This window comes from Pseudoduganella violaceinigra DSM 15887 (assembly GCF_000425385.1).
Lineage (GTDB): Bacteria > Pseudomonadota > Gammaproteobacteria > Burkholderiales > Burkholderiaceae_D > Rugamonas > Rugamonas violaceinigra.
On record NZ_AUDI01000004.1, the window covers coordinates 465,688 to 491,012 of the forward strand.

At 61.5% G+C, this 25,325-nt stretch carries 1 protein-coding gene; it reads left to right on the forward strand.

Annotated elements, in window-relative coordinates; genetic code table 11:
* The first annotated feature begins 47 nt into the window (after positions 1-47).
* On the forward strand, positions 48-25,319 hold the full coding sequence (locus H597_RS34700; RefSeq protein ID WP_229632108.1) for an SDR family NAD(P)-dependent oxidoreductase: 25,272 nt from the start codon (positions 48-50) through the stop codon (positions 25,317-25,319).
* Positions 25,320-25,325 lie beyond the last annotated feature (6 nt).

A 25,325-nucleotide genomic window follows, 5' to 3' on the forward strand; every position in this document is an offset into this window, starting at 1 on the left:
TGATTCCGGCCGATGGCGTGGGGCAGCTTTGGTCCGGCCTGGGCGGAATGCTGCGCTGCGCCAGCCTTGAGAATCCCCGCATTGCGGTGCAGCTTATCAGTGTCGAACAGGGGCAGGACGTTGCTCAGGTGCTGGCCGAGAATATAGGCAGCGATGCCCAGCTGCTGCGCTACCAGGACGGCCTGCGCCTGGTCTACGGCTGGAGCGAACTGCCGTCAAGCGAGGCAAACCGCCCGTGGAAAGACCGCGGCGTCTACCTGATCACCGGTGGTGTGGGAGGCCTCGGGCTGATCTTCGCTCACGACATCGCCGCTTCGGTACGCAACGCATCGCTTATCCTGACCGGCCGCTCCGCCATCAGCGATGCCGTGCAGGCGGAGGTCCGCGCACTGGAGGCAATGGGCGCCGTGGTGCAGTACCGCCAACTCGATGTCGGCGATGCGCAGGCAGTAAACCAGCTGGTGCAAAGCATTCCCGAGGAATTCGAGAGCCTCGATGGCATCATCCATAGCGCGGGTGTTCTGCGCGACGGCTTGATTCACGGGAAGAGCGCGCAGCAGGTGAGGGAGGTACTGCGCGCAAAGGTCGCTGGCCTGCTTAATCTCGACCAGGCCAGCCGCGATATGGCGCTGGACTGCTTTATCTGCTTCTCCTCGACCTCCGGCGCGCTTGGTAATGTGGGGCAGGCCGATTACGCTGCCGCCAATTCCTTCATGGATGCCTATGCCCAATACCGCAACGGACTGGCAGCGCAGGGACAAAGACATGGCCGCACGCTGGCGGTGAATTGGCCCCTGTGGGAGGAAGGCGGCATGCGCGTCGACGCGGCGACTATCCAGGAAGCGCGGCAACGAACCGGTCTGCGGCCCTTGCAAACCTCCAGCGGCCGTGCCGCCCTGGCGCAGGCCGTGGCGTCGACGGCATCGCAGGTCTTGGTTGCGGAAGGCGAGATCGCCCGCTTCAAGGCCAGCTTGTCGCAGCGGCGCAAGACTGTTTCCGCCGGCTCTATGCCAGCCATCGCGGCGGGTGGGCAGGAGAAAGCAGTGCGATATTTCGTGCGCCTTCTGGCCGGAACGCTGCGGCGACAGGCCGATAGCATCGATCCGCATACGCAGATGGAGGCGTATGGCATCGATTCGATTCTAGTCGTGGAGCTGACCCGCAAGCTTGAGCAGGTATTTGGCACGCTTTCCAAGACCTTGTTCTTCGAGTATCAAACCATTGCCGCTTTGGCTGCCTACTTTGTGGAAAATCACGGCGAAGCGCTGGCCGCGCAGCTTGGCGAAACTCCGGCGCAAGCGGCAGCGCCGGTAATCAATACGGTTATCGATGAAGCCCCCGCCAGCAGAGCCCTGGCGAGCCGCCGTTCGGGTTTCGCACGCCGCTCGGTTCCTGCTGCATCGACGGCAACGGAGTCAAGCGCTGCCGCCGATGTCGGCGACATCGCCATCATCGGCTTGGCTGGCCGCTATCCGCAAGCCCGTAATGTGGATGAATTCTGGGCCAACTTGAGTCAAGGCAAAGACTGCATCGGAGAGATTCCGAGCGAGCGCTGGGACTACAAGCTGTACTTCGACGCCAACCGTGATGCGAACGGCAAGACTTACAGCAAATGGGGCGGATTTATCGATGGCGTCGACCTGTTCGATCCGCTGTTCTTCAACATCTCGCCCCGCGAAGCCGAACGCATGGACCCTCAGGAGCGCCTATTCCTGGAATGCGTGCATGCCGCGTTGGAGGATGCCGGTTATACCCGCGAGAACATTGGACGGCAGGGCCAGACCGGCGCAGACGGCAGCGTAGGCGTCTTCGTCGGGGTGATGTATTCCGAATACCAGCTGTATGGCGCGCAGGAGCAGGCGCGCGGCCGCAACCTGGCGATGCTTAACAGCCCAGCATCCATCGCCAACCGCATCTCGTACTTCTGCAACTTTAGTGGCCCCAGCATGGCACTGGACACGATGTGCTCCTCCTCGCTGACGGCCATCCATCTTGCTGTGCAAAGTTTGCAGCGCGGCGACTGCCGTGTGGCGGTGGCGGGCGGCGTGAATGTCTCTATCCATCCGAACAAATACCTGATGCTGGCGCAGGGCAAGTTCATCTCAGGCAAAGGGCGCTGCGAGAGCTTCGGCGAGGGCGGAGAAGGCTATGTTCCCGGAGAAGGCGTGGGAGCCTTGCTGCTTAAGCCGAAGGCGCAGGCTATCGCCGATGGCGACCATATCTACGGCATCATCAAAGCCACCGCGATCAACCACGGAGGGAAAACCAACGGCTATACCGTGCCCAATCCGAATGCGCAGGCCAAGGTGATTGAATCAGCGCTGCGCGGTGCGGGCATCGATGCCCGCAATATCAGCTATATTGAGGCGCACGGAACCGGAACGAGCCTGGGCGATCCGATTGAGATTGCCGGTTTGTCCAAGGCCTTCCGTAGTTGGACGAAGGACAATCAGTTCTGCTCCATCGGTTCGGCCAAATCGAATATCGGTCATTGCGAAAGCGCTGCCGGTGTGGCCGGCGTGACCAAGGTACTGCTGCAGCTGAAACATCGGCAGCTCGTCCCTAGCCTGCATTCGCGCTCCTTGAATCCGAATATCGACTTCGGTAATACGCCTTTCGTAGTGCAGCAGGAGCTGGCGCCATGGCCGCGTCCCGTGGCGGAGGATGACGGCATCAAGCGCGAATTGCCGCGCGTGGCGGGCATTTCCTCATTTGGCGCCGGCGGCGCGAATGCCCATGTGGTGATCGAAGAATATGCGGATGCGCGTCCGGCGGCGGCAATGTCCGGTCCCGCCCTGGTGCTGCTTTCGGCTCGCGATGGCGAGCGACTGCAGGAACAGGTACGCCAGCTGCTGGCGGTCGTGGCGCAACAAGACCAAATCGCCTTGGCCGATCTGGCCTATACGCTGCAGGTTGGCCGCGAAGCGATGGATGAGCGCCTGGCGTTGCAGGTGACTTCGATGGATGACCTGCGCGGCAAACTGGAAGCGATTCTGGCAGGCGAGACGCAGTTGGAAGATGTCTATCGCGGACAGGTAAAACGTACGGCGGAAGCGCTGGGCGGCCTGGCCGGTGACGACGATATGGCTGCGGCAGTCGATGCCTGGGTCGAAAAAGGGAAATTCGGCAAGCTGCTCGACCTGTGGGTGAAAGGCCTGGCTTTCGACTGGCAACGCCTGTACCGCAATGGTGCCACGCGCCCACGCCGCATCAGTTTGCCGACTTATCCCTTCGCCCGTGAGCGCTATTGGGTGCAAACGGGCACCGGCATTGAAGGCGGTGAGAGCGGCAGTGAATACGGCGGCAACGCCGCTTTGCATCCGCTGGTTCAGCGCAATACCTCCGATCTGGCGGGGCTACGTTTCAGCAGCCGCCTGAGCGGCGAGGAATTCTTCCTGTCGCAGCACATTGTCAATGGCAACCGCGTCCTGCCCGGTGTGGCGCAGCTTGAAATGGCGCGTAGCGCCGTGGCCCTGGCTGCGGGCGGTGACTGCCGCATCACGGTGAGCGATGTGGTGTGGGCGCGTCCGGTGATTGTCGGCGAGGATGGACTACTGCTGCATATTGCGCTTTATCCCGTGGACGAATCGGCCATCCGCTTTGAAATTTATGCGGATGCGGCCGATGGCGAGGCTTCGCCGTTCAGCCAGGGCCTTGCCATCGTTGAAGACGCGGAAGAAACGCAAGCCGAAACCTACGATATCACGTCGATTCGCGAGCAATGCCAGCGCGCCTATCTGGGCGCGACGGACTTTTACCCGCTTTGCGAACGCGCCGGCCTGGAATACGGCGCGGCATTCCAGGGTGTTGCTGAACTCTTCCTCGGCGAGCAGCAGGTGTTGGCGCGTATCGTACTGCCCGACGCTGTCCGTACGGAAGCAGATTACACTTGGCATCCCAGCCTGCTGGATGCGGCTTTGCAGGCTACGCTGGCGGTGCAGGCCGATGCGGATGGTCTGCCACCTTTGATGCTTCCGTTCGCACTGGAGGCGGTGCAGGAACTTGCTCCCTGCAGCGAAAACATGTGGGCGCTGGTGCGCTATAGCGCGGGCAGCTCGGCCAGCCAGCGCGTGCCGAAGCTGGACATCGACTTGTGCGATGAAGAGGGGCGTGTCTGTCTGCGCTTCCATGCATTCAGCTTGCGTGCCGCCGCCGCGAATCAGTCGAATGCCATGGCAGGCAATGCCGCGCCCAAAGAAGAAGCGCTGCTGCTTGCCCCGGTATGGGAAGTTGCCGGCGCAGCCGTTGCGGATGCGGCTCCTGCGCCGGAAATGCGCCTGGTGCTGGTTGGCGGAACGCCTGCCCAGCATCGCGAGGTCGCGGCTCTGCATCCTCAGGCGCAAGTGCTTTCCTTGTCCGCAGGGGCGTCAACAGACGTCATTGAGGCAGCCTTGCGCGCCACCGGTCCATTCGACCATCTGGTGTGGATCGTCGAAGCCGGCGAAAAAAATGATGACGAGCAGTTGATCGCGGCACAGGAAGAGGGGGTGATCACCGGCTTCCGCCTGGTGAAAGCGCTGCTCGCAATCGGCATGGCGGATAGGCCACTCGGCTGGACCGTGCTGACTTGCCAAAGCCAGTGCGTACATACATGCGATGCCATTGCGCCGGCCCACGCCAGCGTGCATGGCTTTATCGCTTCCATGGCCAAGGAGTTTCGCCGTTGGCAAGTGCGCCTGCTGGATATGCAGGCCGGTGCCGCCTGGCCTTGGCAGCATATTTTCGGGCTGCCGTTCAACGCTGCGGGGGACGCGCTGGCATGGCGCTCCGGCCAATGGTTCCGGCAACAGCTGCAGGAAGTGCGGATGGCCGCGCCGGCAGGGACTGAGACAACCTACCGCCAAGGCGGCGTGTACCTCATTATCGGCGGAGCGGGCGGCATCGGGCAGGCATTGAGCGAGCACCTGATCCGTCATTACCAGGCCAAGGTATTCTGGGTCGGCCGACGCGCCATGGATGGCGAGATTGAGCAGGCGATTGCCCGCCTCGGCGCACTCGGGCCTGCGCCAAGCTATATTTCGGCCGATGCGACCGACCTGAATGCGATGGAGGCAGTGCGCAAGGCGATTTCGGCGCGCTTCCCGCGCCTCAATGGCGTTGTGCACGCGGCTATCGCCTTGCTCGACAGGAGCCTGGCTCTGATGGACGAAGAGCGGCTTCGCGCGGGGCTGGCGGCGAAAGTCGATATCAGCGTGCGGATGGCGCAAGTGTTTGGTCAACTGCCGCTGGACTTCATGCTGTTCTGTTCATCGCTCCTGAGTTTCATCAAGGCGGCGGGGCAAAGCAATTACGCGGCCGGCAGCACATTTAAGGACGCCTACAGCCTGCAGCTGGCCAAGCGCCTGCCTTATCCTGTGAAGACGATGAACTGGGGTTATTGGGGCAGCGTGGGCGTGGTCGCTTCGCCGGCTTACCGGGAACGTATGGCCCAGCAAGGCATAGGCTCGATCGAATCGCAGGAAGGCATGCTGGCCATCGATGCGCTGATGGCGTCGCCATTGCCGCAACTGGGATTCCTGAAAGTGACAGCGGCAATGCCCCGAGGCGGCAGCCAGGATCTGATCGGTGCGAACCGCCTCGATATCCATCCCAATGGATACCCCTCGCTGGCTGCGGCCTTGAGCGAGCAGGATGCGTTGCCCTTACCGGCCGGAGCAGCCCAATTGGCCGCTCATCGCCAGGAAATGGACCGGCTGTCGCTTGCCGTTCTTTGGGGCGAGCTGCGCGCCATCGGCATGTTTGCCACGGCAGGCTCGTTCGGATTGAGCGATGCGATGGCTTCGTCGGGCATTCGGCCAGGCTATGCCCGCTGGCTGGCGCATAGCCTGCTATGCCTGGCCCAGGCGGGCTTCTTGCAACAGGAGAGCACCGATTCCTGGCATGTGGCGACGCAAGACCCGCTCCTCGAACATGCCTGGAGCGAATGGGAGCAACGCAAGCACGCTTGGTTGGCCGATGCGAACCTGCGTGCCCAGACGGTGCTGGTGGAAACCATGCTGCGCGCTTTGCAGGCAATGCTCAAAGGCCATACGCCCGCCACCTCGATCATGTTCCCGAATTCCTCGATGGAGCTGGTGGAGGGCGTTTATCGCGGCAGCCCGCTTGCGGACTACTATAACGATGTGCTGGCGGCGAGCGTTCTGGCCTTTATCGCGGCGCGCCTGCGCCAGGATCCCTCGGCCCGCATCCGCATTCTGGAGATCGGCGCGGGAACGGGCGGCACCAGCGCGCGCGTGCTGGCGAAACTCAAACCCTATGCCGGCGATATCGACCAGTACTGCTACACCGATCTGTCGCGCGCTTTCCTGCTGCACGCGGAGCAGCAGTATGGCCCGCATTACCCATATCTGGCCTACAGGTTGTTCGACGCGAGCAAGCCGCTGGCCGGGCAGGATATCGTGGCTGGCAGCTACGACCTGGTGATCGCCACCAACGTTCTGCATGCCACGAGGGATATCCGCGAAAGCCTGCGCAATGCAAAGGCGGCGTTGCGCGGCAGCGGTGTGTTGCTGCTGAATGAGTTGAGCAGCTGCGAATTGTGGGCGCACCTGACGTTCGGCATGCTGGACGGATGGTGGCTTTACGAAGATGAAGCCTTGCGCATTCCTGGTTGCCCAAGCCTGGCGCCGGCTGTGTGGAAGACTGTACTGCGCGAGGAAGGCTACCGCCATGTGAGCTTCCCGGCCGATGGCGCACACGCTCTCGGGCAGCAGGTGGTCGTGGCGGAAAGCGACGGTATCACGCCGCAGCGCAACGTCAAGCCAGTAGCGGTGTCCACTGCACCGGTCGTGCGCCCCGTCGCTGCAGGCGGAGGTGCTGTGGTCCCCGTTCGCGCTGCCGTCAAGTCGGCTCCGGTCACCCAGTCCCAGCCCACATCGGCGCTGCGGGATGGCTGTGTTCTGCGCTTGAAAAAACTGGTTGGGCAAGTCTTGAAAATGCCGGTGGAGAAAATCGACGCCGCCAGCAACCTTGACCAATACGGCATTGACTCGATCCTGGTGCTGGAGCTGACCAATGGCTTGCGCGCGGCGCTGGCCGATGCAGGCATGACGGGCAGCTTGAGCACGTCGTTGTTCTTTGAGCACCAGTCCATCGATGCGCTGGCCGATCACTTTGTGCAGACCGAAAGCGCTGCGATGAGGCGATGGACCGGACTGGATGCAACGCAGTCCGTGGCCGCATCCGAGGCGATCTCTCAACCAATATCCCGGCCGGTGCATGCTTTGCCGCCATCCGGCGGGCGCCGCGCCCGCGCTTCCCAGGTATGGCGTGCCAAGGCGTCGGGCAAGTCCGTAGAGCCGGTCGGTCAGTTCGACGTCGCCATCATCGGCCTGTCGGGCCGCTATCCAATGGCGGAGAACGTGGAGCAGTTCTGGGAGAACCTGAAAGTTGGCCGCAATTGCATAAGCGAGATTCCCGCCGGCCGCTGGGATCACAGCCTCTATTTCGATCCGGCCAAGGGCAGTTCCGGAAAAACCTATACCAAATGGGGCGGCTTCCTCAGCGACATCGACTGCTTCGATGCGCGCTTCTTCCATATTTCGCCACGCGAGGCCGAGGCGATGAGCCCGCAGGAACGCCTTTTCCTGCAGGAGGCATACAGCAGCATCGAGGATGCGGGGTACACGCCGGCCGGTTTGAGCGCAAGCCGCAAGGTAGGCGTGTTTGTCGGGGCGATGAACGAGTACTACGGCGCTGGCAGCCGCTTCTGGTCCATCGCGAACCGCATTTCCTGGTTGTTCAACTTCCAGGGTCCGAGCATGGCGGTTGATACCGCCTGCTCCTCATCGCTGACGGCGGTGCACCTGGCGCTGGAAAGCTTGCGCAGCGGTGCGAGCGAAGTTGCCGTGGCCGGCGGTGTCAACCTGATTGTCGCGCCGGAGCAGTTGGTGGAACTGTCGGCAATGACCATGCTGTCAAGCGGCGATCAATGCAAGTCCTTCGCCGCCGATGGCGACGGCTTTGTCGATGGCGAAGCCGTTGGCGCTATCGTGCTCAAGCCGCTGCAGCGCGCGATCGAGGACGGCGACCATATTTACGGCGTCATCAAAGGCAGCGCGGTCAATGCCGGCGGGAAGACCAACGGCTTTATGGTTCCAAACCCGAATCAGCAGGCGCAATTGGTGACGGATGCGCTGGAGCGGGCCGGCGTCAATGCCCGCAGCATCAGCTACCTGGAAGCCCAAGGCACGGGCAGCAGCCTGGGCGACCCGATCGAGGTTGCTGGTTTAAGCAAGGCTTTCCGCAATTGGACGGAGGACAAGCAGTTCTGCGCTTTGGGCAGTGCGAAGTCCAACGTCGGTCATTGCGAAAGCGCCAGCGGCATGGTCGGAATCAGCAAAGTGTTGATGCAGATGAAGCATGGGACCCTAGTTCCCAGCTTGCACGCAGCCGTGCTCAATCCGGATATCGACTTTACCAATTCACCCTTCGCGGTGCAGCGCACGCTTGCCACCTGGGAGCGCGGCGAACAGCCCCGCATCGCGGGCATCTCTTCATTCGGTGCCGGCGGCGCCAATGCCCACCTGGTTATCGAGGAGTTCATTGCTTCGCCGGTCGACCAGGCATCCTCCGGACCGGCGCTGGTCGTGTTGTCGGCCCGTACGGAAGAGGGCCTGCAGCAGCGTGTCACGCGCCTTCTCGCGGCCATTGGCCCGGACCGTATCGAGCCGCAAATGACTCTGGCGAATATCGCCTACACATTGCAAACCGGCCGTGAAGCGATGGAGGAGCGCCTTGCCGTCCTGGCGGACTCGCTCGACACGTTGCGCCGGAAGCTGGCGGCAATTGCTGTAGGCGAAAGTGAAGTCGATGGCGTGTATCGTGGCCAGGCCAAGAAGAATAAGGAAGCTTTCAGCCTGTTCGCCGGCGACGAAGATATGGACGGTATCGTTGCCACATGGTTCGCCAAGGCCAAACTGGATAAGTTGGGCGAGCTTTGGAGCAGAGGCTTCGCGCTCGACTGGAACGCCTTGTACGTAGCGGGTGGTGTACCACGTCCATCGCGTATTAGCCTGCCATCCTATCCATTCGCGAAGGAACGGTATTGGAAAGAGAAGACCGCAGCTGCGCCGCCAGCTATCGCCGGGCCGGCACCTGTGGTCCTGGCAACAGCGCCGGCTCCGTCCAGTGCTCTTGATCTGCCGGTCCAGATAGGCCAGCTTCTGAAGGCCGGTGTTTCGGCGATTCTGAAGGTCGCAGAGCAGGAGATCGACGGCGATACCCAGTGGAGCGAATACGGCTTCGATTCGATTACGCTGACAAGCTTCTGCAACGCGCTTAACGAGCAATATGGCGTTGGCCTGGCGCCGACCATCTTCTTCGAGTATCCGACGCTGGATGGGTTGGCATCGTTCCTGGCCCGGGAACGGCGCTCGCTGTTCGCGACGGATGCTCCAGAGCCGGTGCCAGTGCAACGCGCGATCCACGAGCCCGCGCAGCCGCTGTACAGGGAAAGCAGCGAAGCGGTTGCCATTATCGGCATGAGCGGTCAATTCCCGGCGGCGCCCGATATGGATGCATTCTGGCGCGTGCTGGACGAGGGCCGTGATTGTATTGGCGAGATTCCCAAAGACCGCTGGGATTGGGAAGCCATCTATGGCGATCCGAATCTGGAGGCGAACAAGTGCAATAACAAATGGGGTGGTTTCGTCGATGGCATCGCCGACTTCGATCCGCTGTTCTTCGGCATCTCGCCGAAGGAAGCGGAGCTGATGGACCCCCAGCAGCGGCTGATGATGATGCACGTCTGGAAGGCGCTGGAAGATGCCGGGTACGCGGGCTCCGCCTTGTCCGGCAGCGACACGGCGCTCTTTATCGGCACGATCGCCAGTGGTTACGCGGACCGCGTGCGGCGTGCGGGGATGACCATCGAGGGCTATTCCTCGACCGGATCGGTAGCTTCGGTCGGACCTAACCGGATGAGCTACTTCCTTGATTTCCACGGACCGAGCGAGCCCGTGGAAACCGCCTGCTCCAGCTCACTGGTGGCTTTGCGGCGCGGCGTTCAAGCCATCCGCAGCGGCGCATCTGGCGTGGCGGTGGTCGGCGGCGTGAACGTCATCGTCAACCCTGACCTGCATATCAGCTTTAACAAGGCGGGTATGCTGGCCGAAGATGGGCGCTGCAAGACCTTCTCCAGCGCGGCAAACGGCTATGTGCGCGGGGAGGGTGCCGGTATGCTGGTGCTCAAGCGTTTGAGCGACGCGGAGCGCGACGGGGATCATATCTATGGCTTGATACGCGGCACGGCAGAAAATCATGGTGGCCGCGCTAACTCGCTAACCGCGCCGAATCCGAAGGCACAGGCCGCCGTGGTCAGCAAGGCATATGAGGACGCCGGTATCGACCCGCGTACGGTGACATACATCGAGGCGCACGGCACGGGGACCAGCCTTGGCGATCCGGTCGAAATCAACGGGCTGAAAGCAGCATTCAAGAATTTGTACGATGCGGCCGGTGCGCGTGTCGAATCTCGCCACTGCGGCCTGGGCTCGGCCAAAACGAATTTTGGACATCTGGAGCTGGCAGCCGGCGTTGTCGGTGTGATGAAGGTGCTGCTGCAGATGCGGCATAAGAAGCTGGTGCGTAGCCTGCATAGCGCTGAGCTGAATCCGTACATCGATCTGGAAGCGAGCCCCTTCTATGTGGTTCAGGATGCGCGCGAATGGACTGCTTTGCGGGATGCCGACGGCAAGGAGATCCCGCGCCGCGCCGGGGTTAGCTCATTCGGCTTCGGTGGCGTCAATGCACACGTGGTGCTGGAAGAATATATCGCTCCGGCGCGCCTGGGTCCTGCACCGGCCGGCGCGGTGGGCATTGTACTGTCGGCGCGGGATGAGGACCGTTTGCTGGCCCAGGCACGCCAGTTGCTGGATTTCGTCAGCATTTCGCAAGTTCAAAAAGATGTCGCGCTGGCCGATTTGGCTTATACCTTGCAGGTCGGCAGGGAAGCGATGGAGGAACGTCTGGCCTTCTCGGCGGCTTCGTTCGGCGAGCTGTGCGAGAAGCTGGCGCGCTTTGTAAGCGGAAAGTCACAGGATTACGCAATCCTGCGTGGACAGGCCAAACGTGCCAAGGATTCCGCCAGCCATGGGGCCTATCCATCTTCTGGTCTCGAAGCCTTGCTCGCCGAGTGGGTCAAGGGGGGGAGCGTCGATTGGTCGTCGCGGTATGCCGGCAGCAAGCCGCGCAGGATCAGCCTGCCGACCTATCCGTTTGCGCAAGAACGCTACTGGATCGATATAGGCCATGGAAAGCAAACGAGCGTATCAGGCGCGAGGCTTCATCCCTTGGTGCAACAGAACTCCTCAAACGTTTCGGGACTGCGATTCAGCAGCCATTTCGACGGCGGCGAATTCTTCCTTGCCGACCATGTGGTGCGTGGCGAACGTGTGATGCCTGGTGCGGCGCAGCTTGAAATGGCGCTGCATGCGGGTAAGCTGGCGACAGAAGGCGCCTGCCGCCTGCGGCTCAGGAATGTCGCCTGGGTACGCCCTGCCATCGCGTCGGCGAATGGCCTGCAGCTGGATATTGCGCTTCGTCCTGCGGAAGGACAGGCCTTGTCCTTCGAGATCCAAGGTGCAGGCCAAAGCGGCAAAGGTTCTGTATTCAGCCAAGGGCTGTTGGAGCCGGCTGATGCATCCATATCGGCTGCCGCTCATGATATTCAGGCTTTGCGTGCGCATTGCACGCGTCGGCGAATGGATGGTGCCGAATGCTATACGCTGTTCGAGCGCATGGGACTGTGCTATGGAAGCAGTTTCCAGGGTCTCAGCGAGCTGCTGGCCGGTGATGAGTTTGCGCTGGCCCGCATTGATCTGGCACCCGCCATGCTGGAGAGCCTGCAGGACTTCACGCTGCATCCCGCTTTGATCGATGCTGCCTTGCAGGCATCTATCGGTCTGCTCGATGGTAGTGAATTGATGCTGCCGTTCGCGCTTGGATCACTGGAGATCATGCAACAGCCTGGCGGCCGTATGTGGGCGGTGGCTCAGCGCAGCGCCGGGTGCGCTGCGGGCGACGCGGTGCAAAAATTCGATATCGATTTGTGCGGCGACGATGGCCTGGCCTGCATCCAGATCAGGGAGTTCAGCCTGCGCGCGGTGACTGGCGGCGGCCAACGTGCTTCCGAAGCCTCTACCTTGCTGCAAGCTATTTGGCGCGCGCAGCCGGCGCCGGTGGAAAGTACCGGTACCGCCTATGCCCGCCATATCGTTTTACTGTACGGCCTCACGGAACTGGATGCGGCTGCGATCCGCGCCCGCTTGCCGGATGCGGACTGCCGGATCCTGACAGCGGAGCCGGATCTTGCGGTTTCCTTTGAATCCGCAGCGCAGGCACTCCTTGAGCGATTGCAAGCTCTGACTGGCGGAACTGGAATGTCGCTGATACAGCTGGCTATCCCGGCGGGGGGGCCATCTCAGGCCCTGAGCGGGCTGGGCGCAATGCTGCAAACCGCGCAACAGGAAAATCCGTGCCTCATCGGCCAGGTTATCGAGTTCGATCAAGGCCGGGACTTGCCATCGGTCCTGTTGGAGAATCGGAGCAGCACAGAAAGGCAGATCCGTTATCGCCATGGCGAACGCCTGGTCCGCGACTGGAGCGAGCTGGCGACAAGCGGCGCGGCGCAATGGAAGGATCACGGGGTTTATCTCGTTACTGGCGGTGCTGGTGGCCTGGGTTTGATCTTCGCACGCGATATCGCCAGTGCGGCGAATGGCGTCACGCTGATCCTGGCTGGGCGTTCGCCGATGAATGACGCTATACGCGCCAGTATCCGCGAACTGGAGGCCTTGGGCGCGGTAGTGCAGTACCGCCAGTTGGATGTCGGCGATGCGCAGGCTGTCAACCAGCTCGTGCAGGGCATCCAGGAAGAGCACGAAGGACTCGATGGGATCATTCACAGCGCTGGCGTGGTTCGCGACAGCTTCATTTTCAGGAAAACTCCTCAGCAACTTAGTGAAGTCCTGCGCGCCAAAGTTGCCGGTACGTTGAATCTGGATCGGGCCAGCAGTGACGTCGGCCTGGACTGCTTCATCTGCTTCTCCTCGCTCTCGGGCGCGGTCGGCAACGTCGGACAGGCGGACTACGCGGCGGCAAACGCCTTTATGGACGGCTTCGCCCATTATCGCAACGAGCTGACAGCACAAGGCAAGCGCCATGGGCGCACCCTGTCGATCAACTGGCCGCTGTGGCAGGAGGGCGGCATGCAGGTCGATGCCGCCACGCGCCAGCATCTGCTTGAACATTTCGGCATGGCGCCTCTGAGCACGGCCGATGGCAGCGCGGCTTTGGCCGCGGCACTGGGCAGCGCTGCACCGCAGGTGCTGGTGGTGCAAGGCGATGCCGGCCGCATGAAATCCATTCTACAAGGCCGTCCGCCGGAACGGACCGAAAATCAAAGAGAGCAAGCCATGCCGATATCCGAGAACCTAGAAGAAAAAGCAAGCCGCTATTTTGTTCGCCTGCTGTCCGCCGCGCTCAAGCTGCCGGCGCAGCGCATCAATCCGCAAGCGCAGATGGAGTCTTACGGCATTGATTCCATCCTCGTACTCGATCTGACCCGCGCGCTGGAAAAGGTGTTTGGCTCCTTGCCGAAGACGCTGTTCTTCGAATATCAGACCATCGACGCGCTGAGTAAATACTTCCTGCAGCAGCATGCCGCCGTGCTGGTGCCGCTGCTGGCCGAAAGCCGCAGCGTGGCACCAAACGCAGCGCCAGTCTCCGCGCCGGCAGTTATCGAAACACAGGATAGCCTGCGGGTTCCGCTCGCGCCCTCGGCTGCTGCCATGAGCGATGAAATCGCCATTATCGGCTTGGCGGGGCGCTATCCACAGGCCCGCAATATCGAGGAATTCTGGACTAATCTGAGCCAGGGCAGGGACTGCATCGGTGAGATTCCGGCTGACCGCTGGGACCACACGCTGTATTTCGATGCCGACCGCAATGCCCCTGGTAAGACTTACAGCAAATGGGGCGGTTTTATGGATGGCGTCGATCTGTTCGATCCGCTGTTCTTCAATATCTCGCCTCGCGAGGCTGAGCGGATGGACCCGCAAGAACGGCTCTTCCTGGAGTGCGTGCATGCCACCTTGGAGGATGCGGGCTATACACGGGGGAATGTCGCGGGCGAAGGTGAGGTCGGGGTGTTCGTCGGCGTGATGTATGAGGAATACCAGCTTTACGGAGCGCAGGAGCAGGCGCGTGGCAACAATATCGGTCTGTTCAATAGTCCGGCGTCGATAGCCAACCGCGTATCCTATTACTGCAATTTCAGTGGCCCAAGCATGGCGCTGGATACGATGTGTTCTTCGTCGCTGACCGCCATTCACCTGGCTGTACAGAGCCTGCAACGCGGCGATTGCAGCGTTGCGGTTGCCGGCGGCGTGAATGTATCGATTCATCCGAATAAATACCTGATGCTGGCCGAGGGCAAGTTCGTATCGGCCAAAGGGCGATGCGAGAGCTTTGGTGAAGGCGGCGAGGGCTATGTTCCTGGCGAGGGCGTGGGCGCGGTACTGCTCAAGCCTAAGGCGCAGGCCATTGCCGATGGCGATCATATTTACGGTGTGATCAAGGCCACAGCGGTTAATCATGGCGGCAAAACCAACGGCTATACGGTACCCAACCCGAATGCGCAAGCCAAAGTGATCGAGAAGGCCCTGCGTTCAGGCGGGGTAAATGCGCGCGACGTCAGTTACATTGAAGCCCACGGGACCGGAACCAGCCTCGGTGATCCAATTGAGATTGCAGGCCTTTCAAAGGCGTTCCAGAATTGGACCGGGGACAGGCAATTCTGCGCCATCGGTTCGGCCAAATCGAATATTGGCCACTGCGAAAGCGCGGCCGGTATCGCCGGCGTGAGCAAAGTTCTACTGCAGATGAAGCATCGGCAGCTTGCTCCAAGCCTGCATTCGCGCTCGCTGAATCCGAATATCGATTTTTCTGCAACGCCGTTTATGGTTCAGCAGGACCTTGCTCCATGGCCTGGCACGCAAAAAGATGGCGTCGAGCGTCCCCGTATCGCCGGCATTTCCTCTTTTGGGGCCGGCGGTGCCAATGCCCATGTGGTGATTGAAGAATATGTCGCGCCTGCAATGGAGCGCTCGCTGGCGGGTGCCCCGGCCCTGGTTCTGCTTTCCGCACGCGACAAGACTCGGCTGCATGAACAGGTGCGGTTGTTACTGGCCGCTGTCGCCACGCCAGCCGATATCGATCTGGCCGATCTGGCATATACGCTGCAGCTCGGAAGGGAGGCGCTGGAAGAGCGCCTTGCCCTGGTGGTCCATTCCGTTGACGAGCTGAGGGAAAAGCTGCAAGCTTTCGCAGCGGACGAAACATGGGCGGACGATGTCTATCAAGGACGGGCGCAGCGCGACGAAGACGGCGTGGGTAGCCTGTCCGGTGATGACGATATGTCCAGTACTGTTGATGCATGGCTGGCGAAAGGAAAGTTTGGCAAGCTGCTGGAATTGTGGGTGAAGGGATTCGTCTTCGACTGGCGCCGTTTGCATGCACGTTCCGCCCGCAAGCCGCGGCGTATCAGCCTGCCGACTTATCCATTTTCCCGCGAGCGGTACTGGATCGAGACCAGTGCCGCGGTGGCCTCGGGGCAGACTGCCTCGGCACTGCATCCCATGGTCCACACCAATACGTCGAACCTTGCCGTGCAACGGTTCAGCAGCCATTTCAGTGGAACTGAGTTCTTCTTCAGCGATCACATGGTACATGGCCGGGCCGTGTTGCCCGGCGTCGCCCAGCTGGAAATGGCGCTGTTCGCAGCACGCAAGGCGGCCCCGCTCCAGCATGCGTTCCGTTTGCAGGACGTAAGGTGGTCCCGTCCCGCCACAATGGACGGAGAAGGCCTGGATCTGCACATTGCGCTGATTCCGCATGGACGGGATGAAATCGGTTTCGAAATCTATAGCGAAGAAGGAGACGATACGCTGGTTTACAGCGAGGGCATGCTGTCTCCAGTAGACCAGCCGGACGCTTCCCTCGACTTGGCAGCGTTGCGGGAGCTCTGTTCGCTGAATCGTATGAGCCGGGAACAATGCTACGCGCTGTTTGACAGCCTGGGCATCCATTACGGTTCCAGTTTCCAGAGCCTGGCCGAAATTTTGGTCGGAGAGGAGCTGGCAATTGCGCGCATTTCGGCGCGCGATCTGAGTGGCGCGGAGAACTTCATCCTGCACCCGGGTATTCTGGACGCTGCGCTGCAAGCGACGGCGGGCCTTGCGTTGGCGCCCCAGGCTCAGACGGCAATGCTGCCATCCAGTCTGGCGTCGTTGACAGTTCTTGCTCCTTGCAGCAGCGGCACATGGGCCGTTGTGAGGCGTCAGGCTGGCACCGCCGGCGAGCCGGTCCAGCAGTTCAATATTGACCTGTGCGATGACGATGGGCAGGTTTGTGTGCGAATTGTCGGACTCGAGCTGCGCGCCGCTGCGGCCCAGTCCAGGCATCAGGAAACCAGCACGCCTGTGGCCGAGGCTTCGGTGGCAGTCGCCGAGGATTTGCAGGAGAAGACGCAGCGCTACCTTGCGCGCCTGCTCGCCGCGGTTCTCAAGCTCCCGGCCGAGAAGATCGATGTGAAGGCGCAGCTCGAAGCATACGGCATCGACTCGGTGATGGTGATGGACTTGACCCGCAGCCTGGAAAAGGTCTTCGGCCCGCTTTCCACCACATTGTTCTATGAGTACCGCAGCATTGCGGCATTGAGCGGCTATTTCCTCAAAAAACATGAGGAGACGCTGCTTAAACTGCTGGACGGTCCGAAAGCAATCGCCGCTCCGCTGATCAAGAGCCCCGCCGCAAAGACGTCGCATGCCGTCAAACGCCGCTTCGAAGCGGGCAACGCAAGCAATGACGAGGAGATCGCCATCATCGGCCTGGCTGGGCGCTACCCGAAGGCTCGCAATATCGAAGAATTCTGGGCCAATCTCAGCCAGGGCAAGGACTGCATTGGCGAGATCCCCGCTGATCGCTGGAACCATGAGCTGTATTTCGACGCCGACCGCAATGCCGCCGGCAAGACGTACAGCAAATGGGGCGGCTTTATCGATGGAGTGGACAACTTCGATCCATTGTTCTTCAATATTTCGCCACGCGAGGCGGAGCTGATGGACCCGCAGGAGCGTCTGTTCCTCGAATGCGTTCACGCTACGCTGGAGGATGCGGGTTACACGCGCGAGACGGTGGCGGGCCGCAGCGGTAAGGCCGGTGTGTTCGTCGGCGTGATGTATGGCGAATACCAGCTCTATGGCGCCCAGGAGCAGGCGCTGGGACGGCAGATCGCCGTCTCCAGCAGCCCCGCGTCGATCGCCAATCGTGTTTCCTATTTCTGCAACTTCAATGGCCCCAGCATGGCCGTCGACACCATGTGCTCGTCTTCGCTGACGGCCATCCATCTGGCCGTACAGAGCCTGCAGCGAGGCGATTGCTTGGTGGCTGTGGCGGGCGGGGTGAATGTGTCGGTGCATCCGAATAAATACCTGCTGCTTGCGCAAGGGAAGTTCATTTCGGCGAAAGGGCGCTGCGAAAGCTTTGGCGAAGGCGGCGAAGGTTATGTGCCGGGCGAGGGCGTTGGCGCGCTGCTGCTGAAATCGAAGGCGCAGGCCATTGCGGATGGCGATCACATTTACGGTGTGATCAAGGCCAGTGCCGTCAATCATGGCGGCAAGACGAACGGCTATACCGTGCCAAACCCCGGCGCGCAGGCTGAAGTAATCGAAAGCGCCTTGCGCGACGCGCGTATCGATGCGCGCAGTATCAGCTACATCGAGGCGCACGGCACCGGGACCAGCTTGGGCGATCCGATCGAGATTGCAGGCTTGTCCCGGGCTTTCGAACACTGGACACAGGACAAGCAGTTCTGCGCCATTGGCTCGGCCAAATCGAATATCGGCCATTGCGAAAGCGCCGCTGGCATCGCCGGCGTAACCAAGGTCCTGCTGCAGTTGAAACACCGGAAACTGGTTCCCAGCTTGCATTCGCTTTCGCTCAATCCCAACATCGATTTTTCGGATACGCCGTTCGTCGTCCAGCAGCAACTGGCGGATTGGCCGCGCCCTGTGAGCGGTAAAGATGCCGAACGGCGCGAGCTGCCGCGCCGCGCGGGTGTTTCATCCTTCGGCGCTGGAGGCGCGAACGCGCATATTGTGATCGAGGAGTATGTGGCGCCCCAGGGCGAGGCCATTGAGGACGGCGCACCGGCCCTGATTGTACTGTCGGCGCGTAGCGAGGAACGGTTGCAGGAGCGGGTTCTGCAGTTGCTGGCTGTCGGCGAAGTTGGGCTGGCGGATCTGGCCTACACCCTGCAAGTCGGCAGGGAGGCGATGGAGGTACGGTTGGCGCTCGTCGTCCACTCCCTGAACGAGCTGCGAGAAAAGCTGCAAGCCGTTGCCGAAGGCCGTAGTCTCCCGGAAGGCGCATATCGCGGCCAGGTCAAACGTGGCCCGGATGCCCTGGACGTTCTGGCCAGCGACGACGATATGTCGGCAGCCATCGGCGCCTGGATTGAGAAAGGCAAGTTCGGCAAGTTGCTGGAGTTGTGGGTGAAAGGCCTGGCCTTCGATTGGCAGCAGCTATATCCGCGCAATGCGCCGGCTCCTCGCCGTATCAGTCTTCCAACCTATCCTTTTGCGCGTGAACGGTATTGGATTGATGCCGGTGCGGCAGGCCGTCATGCTCCGGCCGCGGCGAGGCTGCATCCACTGCTGCACCGGAATACTTCGCGGCTTTCCCTGCAACGATTCAGCAGCCGCTTTAGCGGTGCGGAATTCTTCCTGGCAGATCATCGCGTCCAAGGAAGCGCTGTGCTGCCGGGTGTGGCGCAGCTGGAAATGGCGCTGTTCGCGGCCCAGGAATCCATGGATCACGGGATGGCACTGCGCTTGCGCAATGTTGTCTGGTCTCGTCCAGTGCAGGTAGGCGCGGATGGCCCGGAAATTCATCTGGCCTTGTATCCGGGTGAACAGGGCGAGATCGGATTCGAAATTTATAGCGATGGCGATGGCGGCAGTCCTTTGATCTACAGTGAAGGGACCATCGTGCCGGCGACGAACGTCACCGCCAGCCATGACTTGGACGCCTTGCGCGCGGAGTGCACGCTTGGCCGCCTGAGCGAAGAACAGTGTTATCAAATCTTCGCCAAGCTTGGCATTCAATATGGCGCCAGCTTGCGCGGTTTGAAAGAGGTATTCATCGGCGAGCAGCTCGCGGTCGCGAGTATCGGCTTGCCTGCCGGCGCATCGCTGGGGGGCTTTGCCTTGCATCCCGCCTTGCTGGATGCTGCGCTGCAAGCGATTGTCGGCCTGGTGGCGGCGCCGGAAACTGGGCTCATGCTGCCATACGCGCTTGGCTCGCTGGACGTTCTTGCGCCTTGCTCCAGCAGTATGTGGGCCGTGGTGCGCCGTACCGGCGGTGAGGCAGGCGACGCCGTGCAGCAGCTCGATATCGATCTGTGCGACCAATCCGGGCGGCTTTGCTTGCGATTCGGCCAGCTCGAACTGCGTTCGGTTCCAGGAGCATCGTTCGTGCCGCTGGCAGAACAGGCGCAAGTTCGCGCACCAGTACTGTTGCTGCGTCCTGAATGGCGCATGCAGGCGACTGCGCCGGCCGTTGCAGATGCTGCGTTTTCCCGCCGCCTGGTGCTCTTATGCGGCATCGCTGAGGAAGAACTGGCGGCGGCGCAGCAGCGCTTGCCATCGACCGAATTCGGCATCGTTGGCTCCGGCCATGACCTTGCCGAAGCATTCGGCGCTGCGGCGGAGCAGTTGCTGCAGCATCTCCAGGCGTTGAATGCTGAGGGCGGGAACGCGCTGGTTCAGATCGTGCTGGCTCGCAAGGGCGAGAACCAGATGATGCGTGGGCTGTCCGGCATGCTGCGCAGCGCACAGCTGGAGAATCCGCGTGTCCGCGGCCAACTGATCGAAGTGGAAGTGGGCCAGGACTGGCTACAGGCTTTGGCAGCTAATGCAGACGGCAGCGCGCAGCACGTGCGCTATCAGGGCGGCGAACGCATGGTTCAGGAATGGACGGGACTGGATGCCGACGGCGTTGCCGCATCCTGGAAAGACCACGGCGTCTATCTGATTACCGGCGGCGCCGGAGGCCTGGGCCTGATCTTTGCGCGCGATATTGCAGCATCGGCGAGCAAGACCACGCTGATTCTGACCGGCCGTTCCCGAGCGAATGAGGCAGTCCTCGTCGCAATGCGGGAACTTGAGATGCTGGGTGCTGCTGTCGACTACCGCCAGGCGGATGTCGGCGATGCGGTCGCGGTGCAGCAACTGATAGACGATATCGTGCAGCAGCATGGACGCCTGACAGGGATCATCCACAGTGCCGGCGTGACGCGCGACAGTCTGCTGATCCGCAAAACACCGGAGCAGCTGCGTGAAGTACTACGAGCCAAGGTGGCGGGCGCCATTAACCTGGACCGCGCCAGCTTGGCACTTTCGCTGGACTGCATGATCCTGTTCTCGTCCATTTCGGGAGCATTGGGGAATGTTGGACAGGCCGACTATGCCGCCGCGAATGGCTTCATGGATGCCTTTGCCCAGCGTCGCAATGAGCAAGTGGCAAATGGTGAACGTCATGGCCGTACACTGTCGTTGAACTGGCCGTTATGGGAAGAGGGCGGCATGCAGTTGGACGCCAAAGCGCGCCAATATCTGACCGAGAAGACCGGCCTGACGCCACTGGCGACAGCCGATGGCCGCATGGCGCTCCTGTGTTCTCTCGCCAGCGGCGAAGACCAGGTCCTGGTGCTGCAAGGCGATATGGCGCGCATCAAGGCGACACTGCTGCATGGCGCTGTTAGCGAAGCCGCGGCTGTCGCCCCAACCCCAACCCCGACTGCCACCCCGGCCCAGGTCGCGCACCTTGCGGAAAATCTGCAGGAGAAAGCCACACGTTATCTCGTGCATCTGTTGTCGGCTGCGCTCAAACTGCCTGCTGCGCGTATCGACGCGCAGGCGCCAATGGAGTCCTACGGGATTGATTCCGTTCTTGTGCTTGAATTGACGCGCACGCTGGAAAAGAGCTTCGGCAGCCTTCCCAAGACGCTGTTCTACGAATATCAGACGATTGCCAGCCTGACGGACTACTTCCTGCGCAACCATCATGCGGCATTGGCGGAGCTTCTGGGTGGTCAGCGCGTCGTGTCGGCGCAGCCGGTGCAGCCTTCCGCTGCAGGCCTGCCAATCCCCCTTATGAAGTCCCGCCAGGCGCGCCTGCCTGCGCGCATCGCCGCATCCGAGGTCGACGAAATAGCTATTATCGGACTGGCGGGGCGCTACCCCAAGGCCGCCAATGTTCAAGAGTTCTGGGCGAACCTGAGCCAGGGCAAGGATTGCATCGGCGAGATTCCATTCGAACGTTGGGACTATAAGCAGCATTTCGACCCTGACCGTAACGCCAGCGGGAAGACCTATAGCAAGTGGGGCGGTTTCATCGATGGCGTCGATCATTTCGATCCGCTGTTCTTCAATATTTCGCCGCGCGAAGCTGAGTTGATGGATCCGCAGGAGCGGCTGTTCCTCGAATGCGTGCACGCCACGCTGGAAGATGCCGGCTATACCCGAGACACCGTCGCCGGGAAAAATGGCAACGCTGGGGTATTCGTCGGCGTCATGTATGGTGAATACCAGCTCTACGGGGCGCAGCAACAGGCGCTGGGGCAGCAACTGGCCTTGTCCAGCAGTTTTGCCTCGATCGCCAACCGTGTTTCCTACTTCTGTAACTTCATTGGCCCGAGCATGGCACTCGACACCATGTGCTCGTCTTCGCTGACGGCCATTCATTTGGCGGTGCAAAGCCTGCAGCGTGGCGATTGTGCGGTTGCGGTAGCGGGCGGTGTGAACGTTTCCATCCATCCGAATAAATACCTGGCGCTGGCCCAGGGCAAATTCATTTCGGCCAAGGGCCGTTGCGAGAGCTTCGGCGAGGGCGGAGAAGGCTATGTGCCAGGAGAAGGTGTCGGTGCTCTGCTGCTGAAGCCCAAAGCCCAGGCCATTGCCGACGGCGACCATATTTACGGCGTGATCAAAGCTTCGGCGGTTAATCATGGCGGCAAGACGAATGGCTACACCGTGCCCAATCCGAATGCGCAGGCCGACGTGATCGGGCGCGCGTTGCGCGAGGCCGGGGTGGACGCGCGCAGCATCAGCTATATCGAGGCGCATGGCACGGGCACCAGTCTGGGCGATCCGATTGAGATTGCCGGCTTGTCCAAGGCCTTTGCCAGCTGGACCGCAGATAAGCAGTTCTGTTCCATCGGCTCGGCCAAGTCGAATATTGGGCATTGCGAAAGCGCCGCGGGCATCGCCGGGATCACGAAAGTGCTATTGCAGCTGAAACACGGGCAGCTTGCGTCCAGCCTGCATTCCAGTACGCTGAATCCGAATATCGATTTCGCGGATACGCCATTCATCGTCCAGCAGGAATTGGCCGACTGGCCGTGTGCTGTGGTTGAGGAGGACGGCGCACAGCGTGAATTGCCGCGCCGTGCGGGCGTATCGTCCTTTGGCGCAGGCGGTTCCAATGCCCATGTGGTGATCGAGGAATACCGCAGCGCGGCCATGCAGCCTGCTGTTCTCAATGGCCCGGCCTTGGTTGTTCTTTCCGCGCGCAATGAGGAACGCTTGAAGGAACACGCGGCCCAATTGCTGGCGGCAATCGAAGCGGACCAGCGTCTGGCTCTGGCGGAACTTGCCTACACCCTGCAGGTAGGCCGCGAGGCAATGGAGGAGCGCCTGGCGTTTGCCGCCGTTTCGCTGGACGATCTGAGCGCCAAGCTGCGTGCCTTCGTCGGCGGCGAGAGTCAGTTCGATGAAGTCTATCGTGGCCAAGCCAAGCGCAATAAGGAAGCCTACGCGGCGCTTAACGATGACGAAGAGCTGGCCTTGATGGTTGATGGTTGGCTCGCCAAAGGCAAGAGCGGCAAGGTGCTCGATTTGTGGGTGAAAGGCCTGGCCCTGGATTGGGATCGCCTCTATCAGAAGGGGCAACTGGCAAGCCGCCGGCCGTCCCGTATCAGCCTGCCGACGTATCCTTTCGCCAAGCAGCGTTATTGGGTTCCCGCCGGTGCGCCAGGGCTTGCGGCCGTCAGCGCGAACCTGCATCCGCTGCTGCACCGGAACACATCGGACATCTTTGGCCTTCAATTCAGCACCCGCTTCAGCGGCAATGAATACTTCCTGAAGGATCATCAGGTGCAAGGCGCCTGCGTGTTGCCTGGTTCTGCCCAGCTGGAAATGGCGTATCAGGCGGCTTGCGAGGGTCTGCGCATGAACGGCGGCCTGGTACTCAGGAATGTCGTGTGGACAAGGCCAGTCACCGTGGATGGGGCGGGACTGGAGATTCATATCGCCTTGACTCCAGAGGCCGATGGTTCGGTCGGTTATGAAATTTTTGATGATGCCGACACGGTATTCAGCCAAGGCAAGGTGCTGGCCAGCCGGCAGGACCCTGGCGTCACGGTACCGAGCCACGACCTGCCGGCGCTGCACCAGCAATGCGGCGCGGTGCGGGTAGGCGGCAAGGAGTGTCGCGCGATTTTCGAACAGGCTGGCCTGCAATACGGTCCGTCCTTCCAGGCGCTGGGAGAATTGTTGATCGGAGGGCAGCAGGTCATGGCCCATATCTCGCTGCCCCCGATGCTTGCGGAGACTGCCGCGAATTACGTCCTGCATCCAAGCCTGCTGGACGCAGCCTTGCAGGCATCGATCGGCATGCAGCTGCAAGTGGAGGGCGAACAGGCCATGCGCCTGATGCTGCCTTTTGCCCTTGGCGAGCTGGAAGTATTCGCTCCTTGCGAAGCCGAGATGTGGGCGCTGCTGCGTTTCTCTCCCGGCAGCGGCCCGCGCGACGCGGTTCAGAAGCTGGACATCGATCTATGCTCAGCGTCCGGTGCGGTACTGGCGCGCCTGCGCGAGTTCTCTCTGCGCGCGGTGGCCAGCGCTCCGGACCCGGTTCGGACGGAGCAAAAGCCGAAATTGGAGACGGTGGCACCTGGCGGCCGGGCTGAAACCCTGCTTCTGACTCCTGAATGGAGTACGCCGGTGGTGAGCGGCGCTGCACCGGACTTTTCCGGTCATGTCGTGCTCTCATGCGGTGCGGGCGGCATCGATATCGGCGAACTTGAGCCACATCTTGCCGGGCGCTTGGTGTCGCAAACCGGAGACTACGCGGATGCGGCCACCACCTTGCTGGAAGAGCTGCGGCAGCTTCAGCGCCAACCCGGACCGCAAATGCTCCAGCTGCTGCTGCCGGCACGCGCCGACGCTCACACCCTGTGCGGATTGGAAGGCATGTTGCGCAGCGCTAGGCTGGAAAGCCCGCGCCTGACTTGGCAAACCATTTGTACAAATGATCTGAGCGAAGCTTTGGCGGCGTTGGCCGATGGCCGTCGCCGGGGTATTCCCGAACTGCGTTACACGCATGGCCAGGCGCACATCCGCAACTGGAAAGAGTTGCACCCGGCCGGCAATACAGCTCCTTTCTGGAAGCCGCACGGTGTCTATCTGATTACCGGTGGTGCGGGTGGGCTAGGGCTGATCGTGGCGCGTGATATCGCCCGTCAAGCGCAGCATCCCGTTCTGATCCTGACCGGTCGTTCCGCGCTGCAGGCGCCGGTGCAGCAGGCTATGCGCGAGCTGGAGGCGTTGGGCGCCGTGATTCATTACCGCCAGTTGGACGTGGCGGACGCCGATGCGGTCACGCTGCTGGTGCAGCAAATCCCCGAGGAATTTGAAAGCCTGGACGGCATTATCCACAGCGCGGGCATTGTGCGCGACGGCCTGATCGCCCGCAAGACACCGGAACAACTGCTTGAGGTGCTTAGCGCCAAAGTCGCGGGGACGGTCAATCTGGACCAGGCCAGCCGCGACATCGATCTGGATTGCTTCATCTGCTTCTCCTCGCTGGCGGGAGCGCTGGGCAATGTGGGACAGGCTGACTATGCGGCTGCCAATGCCTTCATGGATGCCTTTATCCACGCCCGCTCGGCGTTGGCCGCGCAGGGGCAGCGCCATGGCCGCAGCTTGTCGGTCAACTGGCCTTTGTGGGAGCAGGGCGGCATGCAGGTCGATGCGCGCCAGCGGCAGGCCATGCTGAAGAACTTCGGCATGCAGCCGCTGGAAACGGAAGCGGGATTGCGCGCCTTGCATCAAGCGCTAGCGAGCGGGCTTGATCAGGTGCTGGTACTGGCCGGGGACGGCGTCAGGCTGCGGAAAAGCGTGTTGGGAATGGCGGATCCTGAAGGGACATCGCCGAACAGCCACATCGCAGCGATTGCGGCTGCCGATTCGAATTAATGGAGA

Bases quoted from the DNA above. Each gene is read 5' to 3' on its own strand.
- H597_RS34700 (WP_229632108.1), top strand. From the start codon at position 48: ATGCTGCGCTGCGCCAGCCTTGAGAATCCCCGCATTGCGGTGCAGCTT.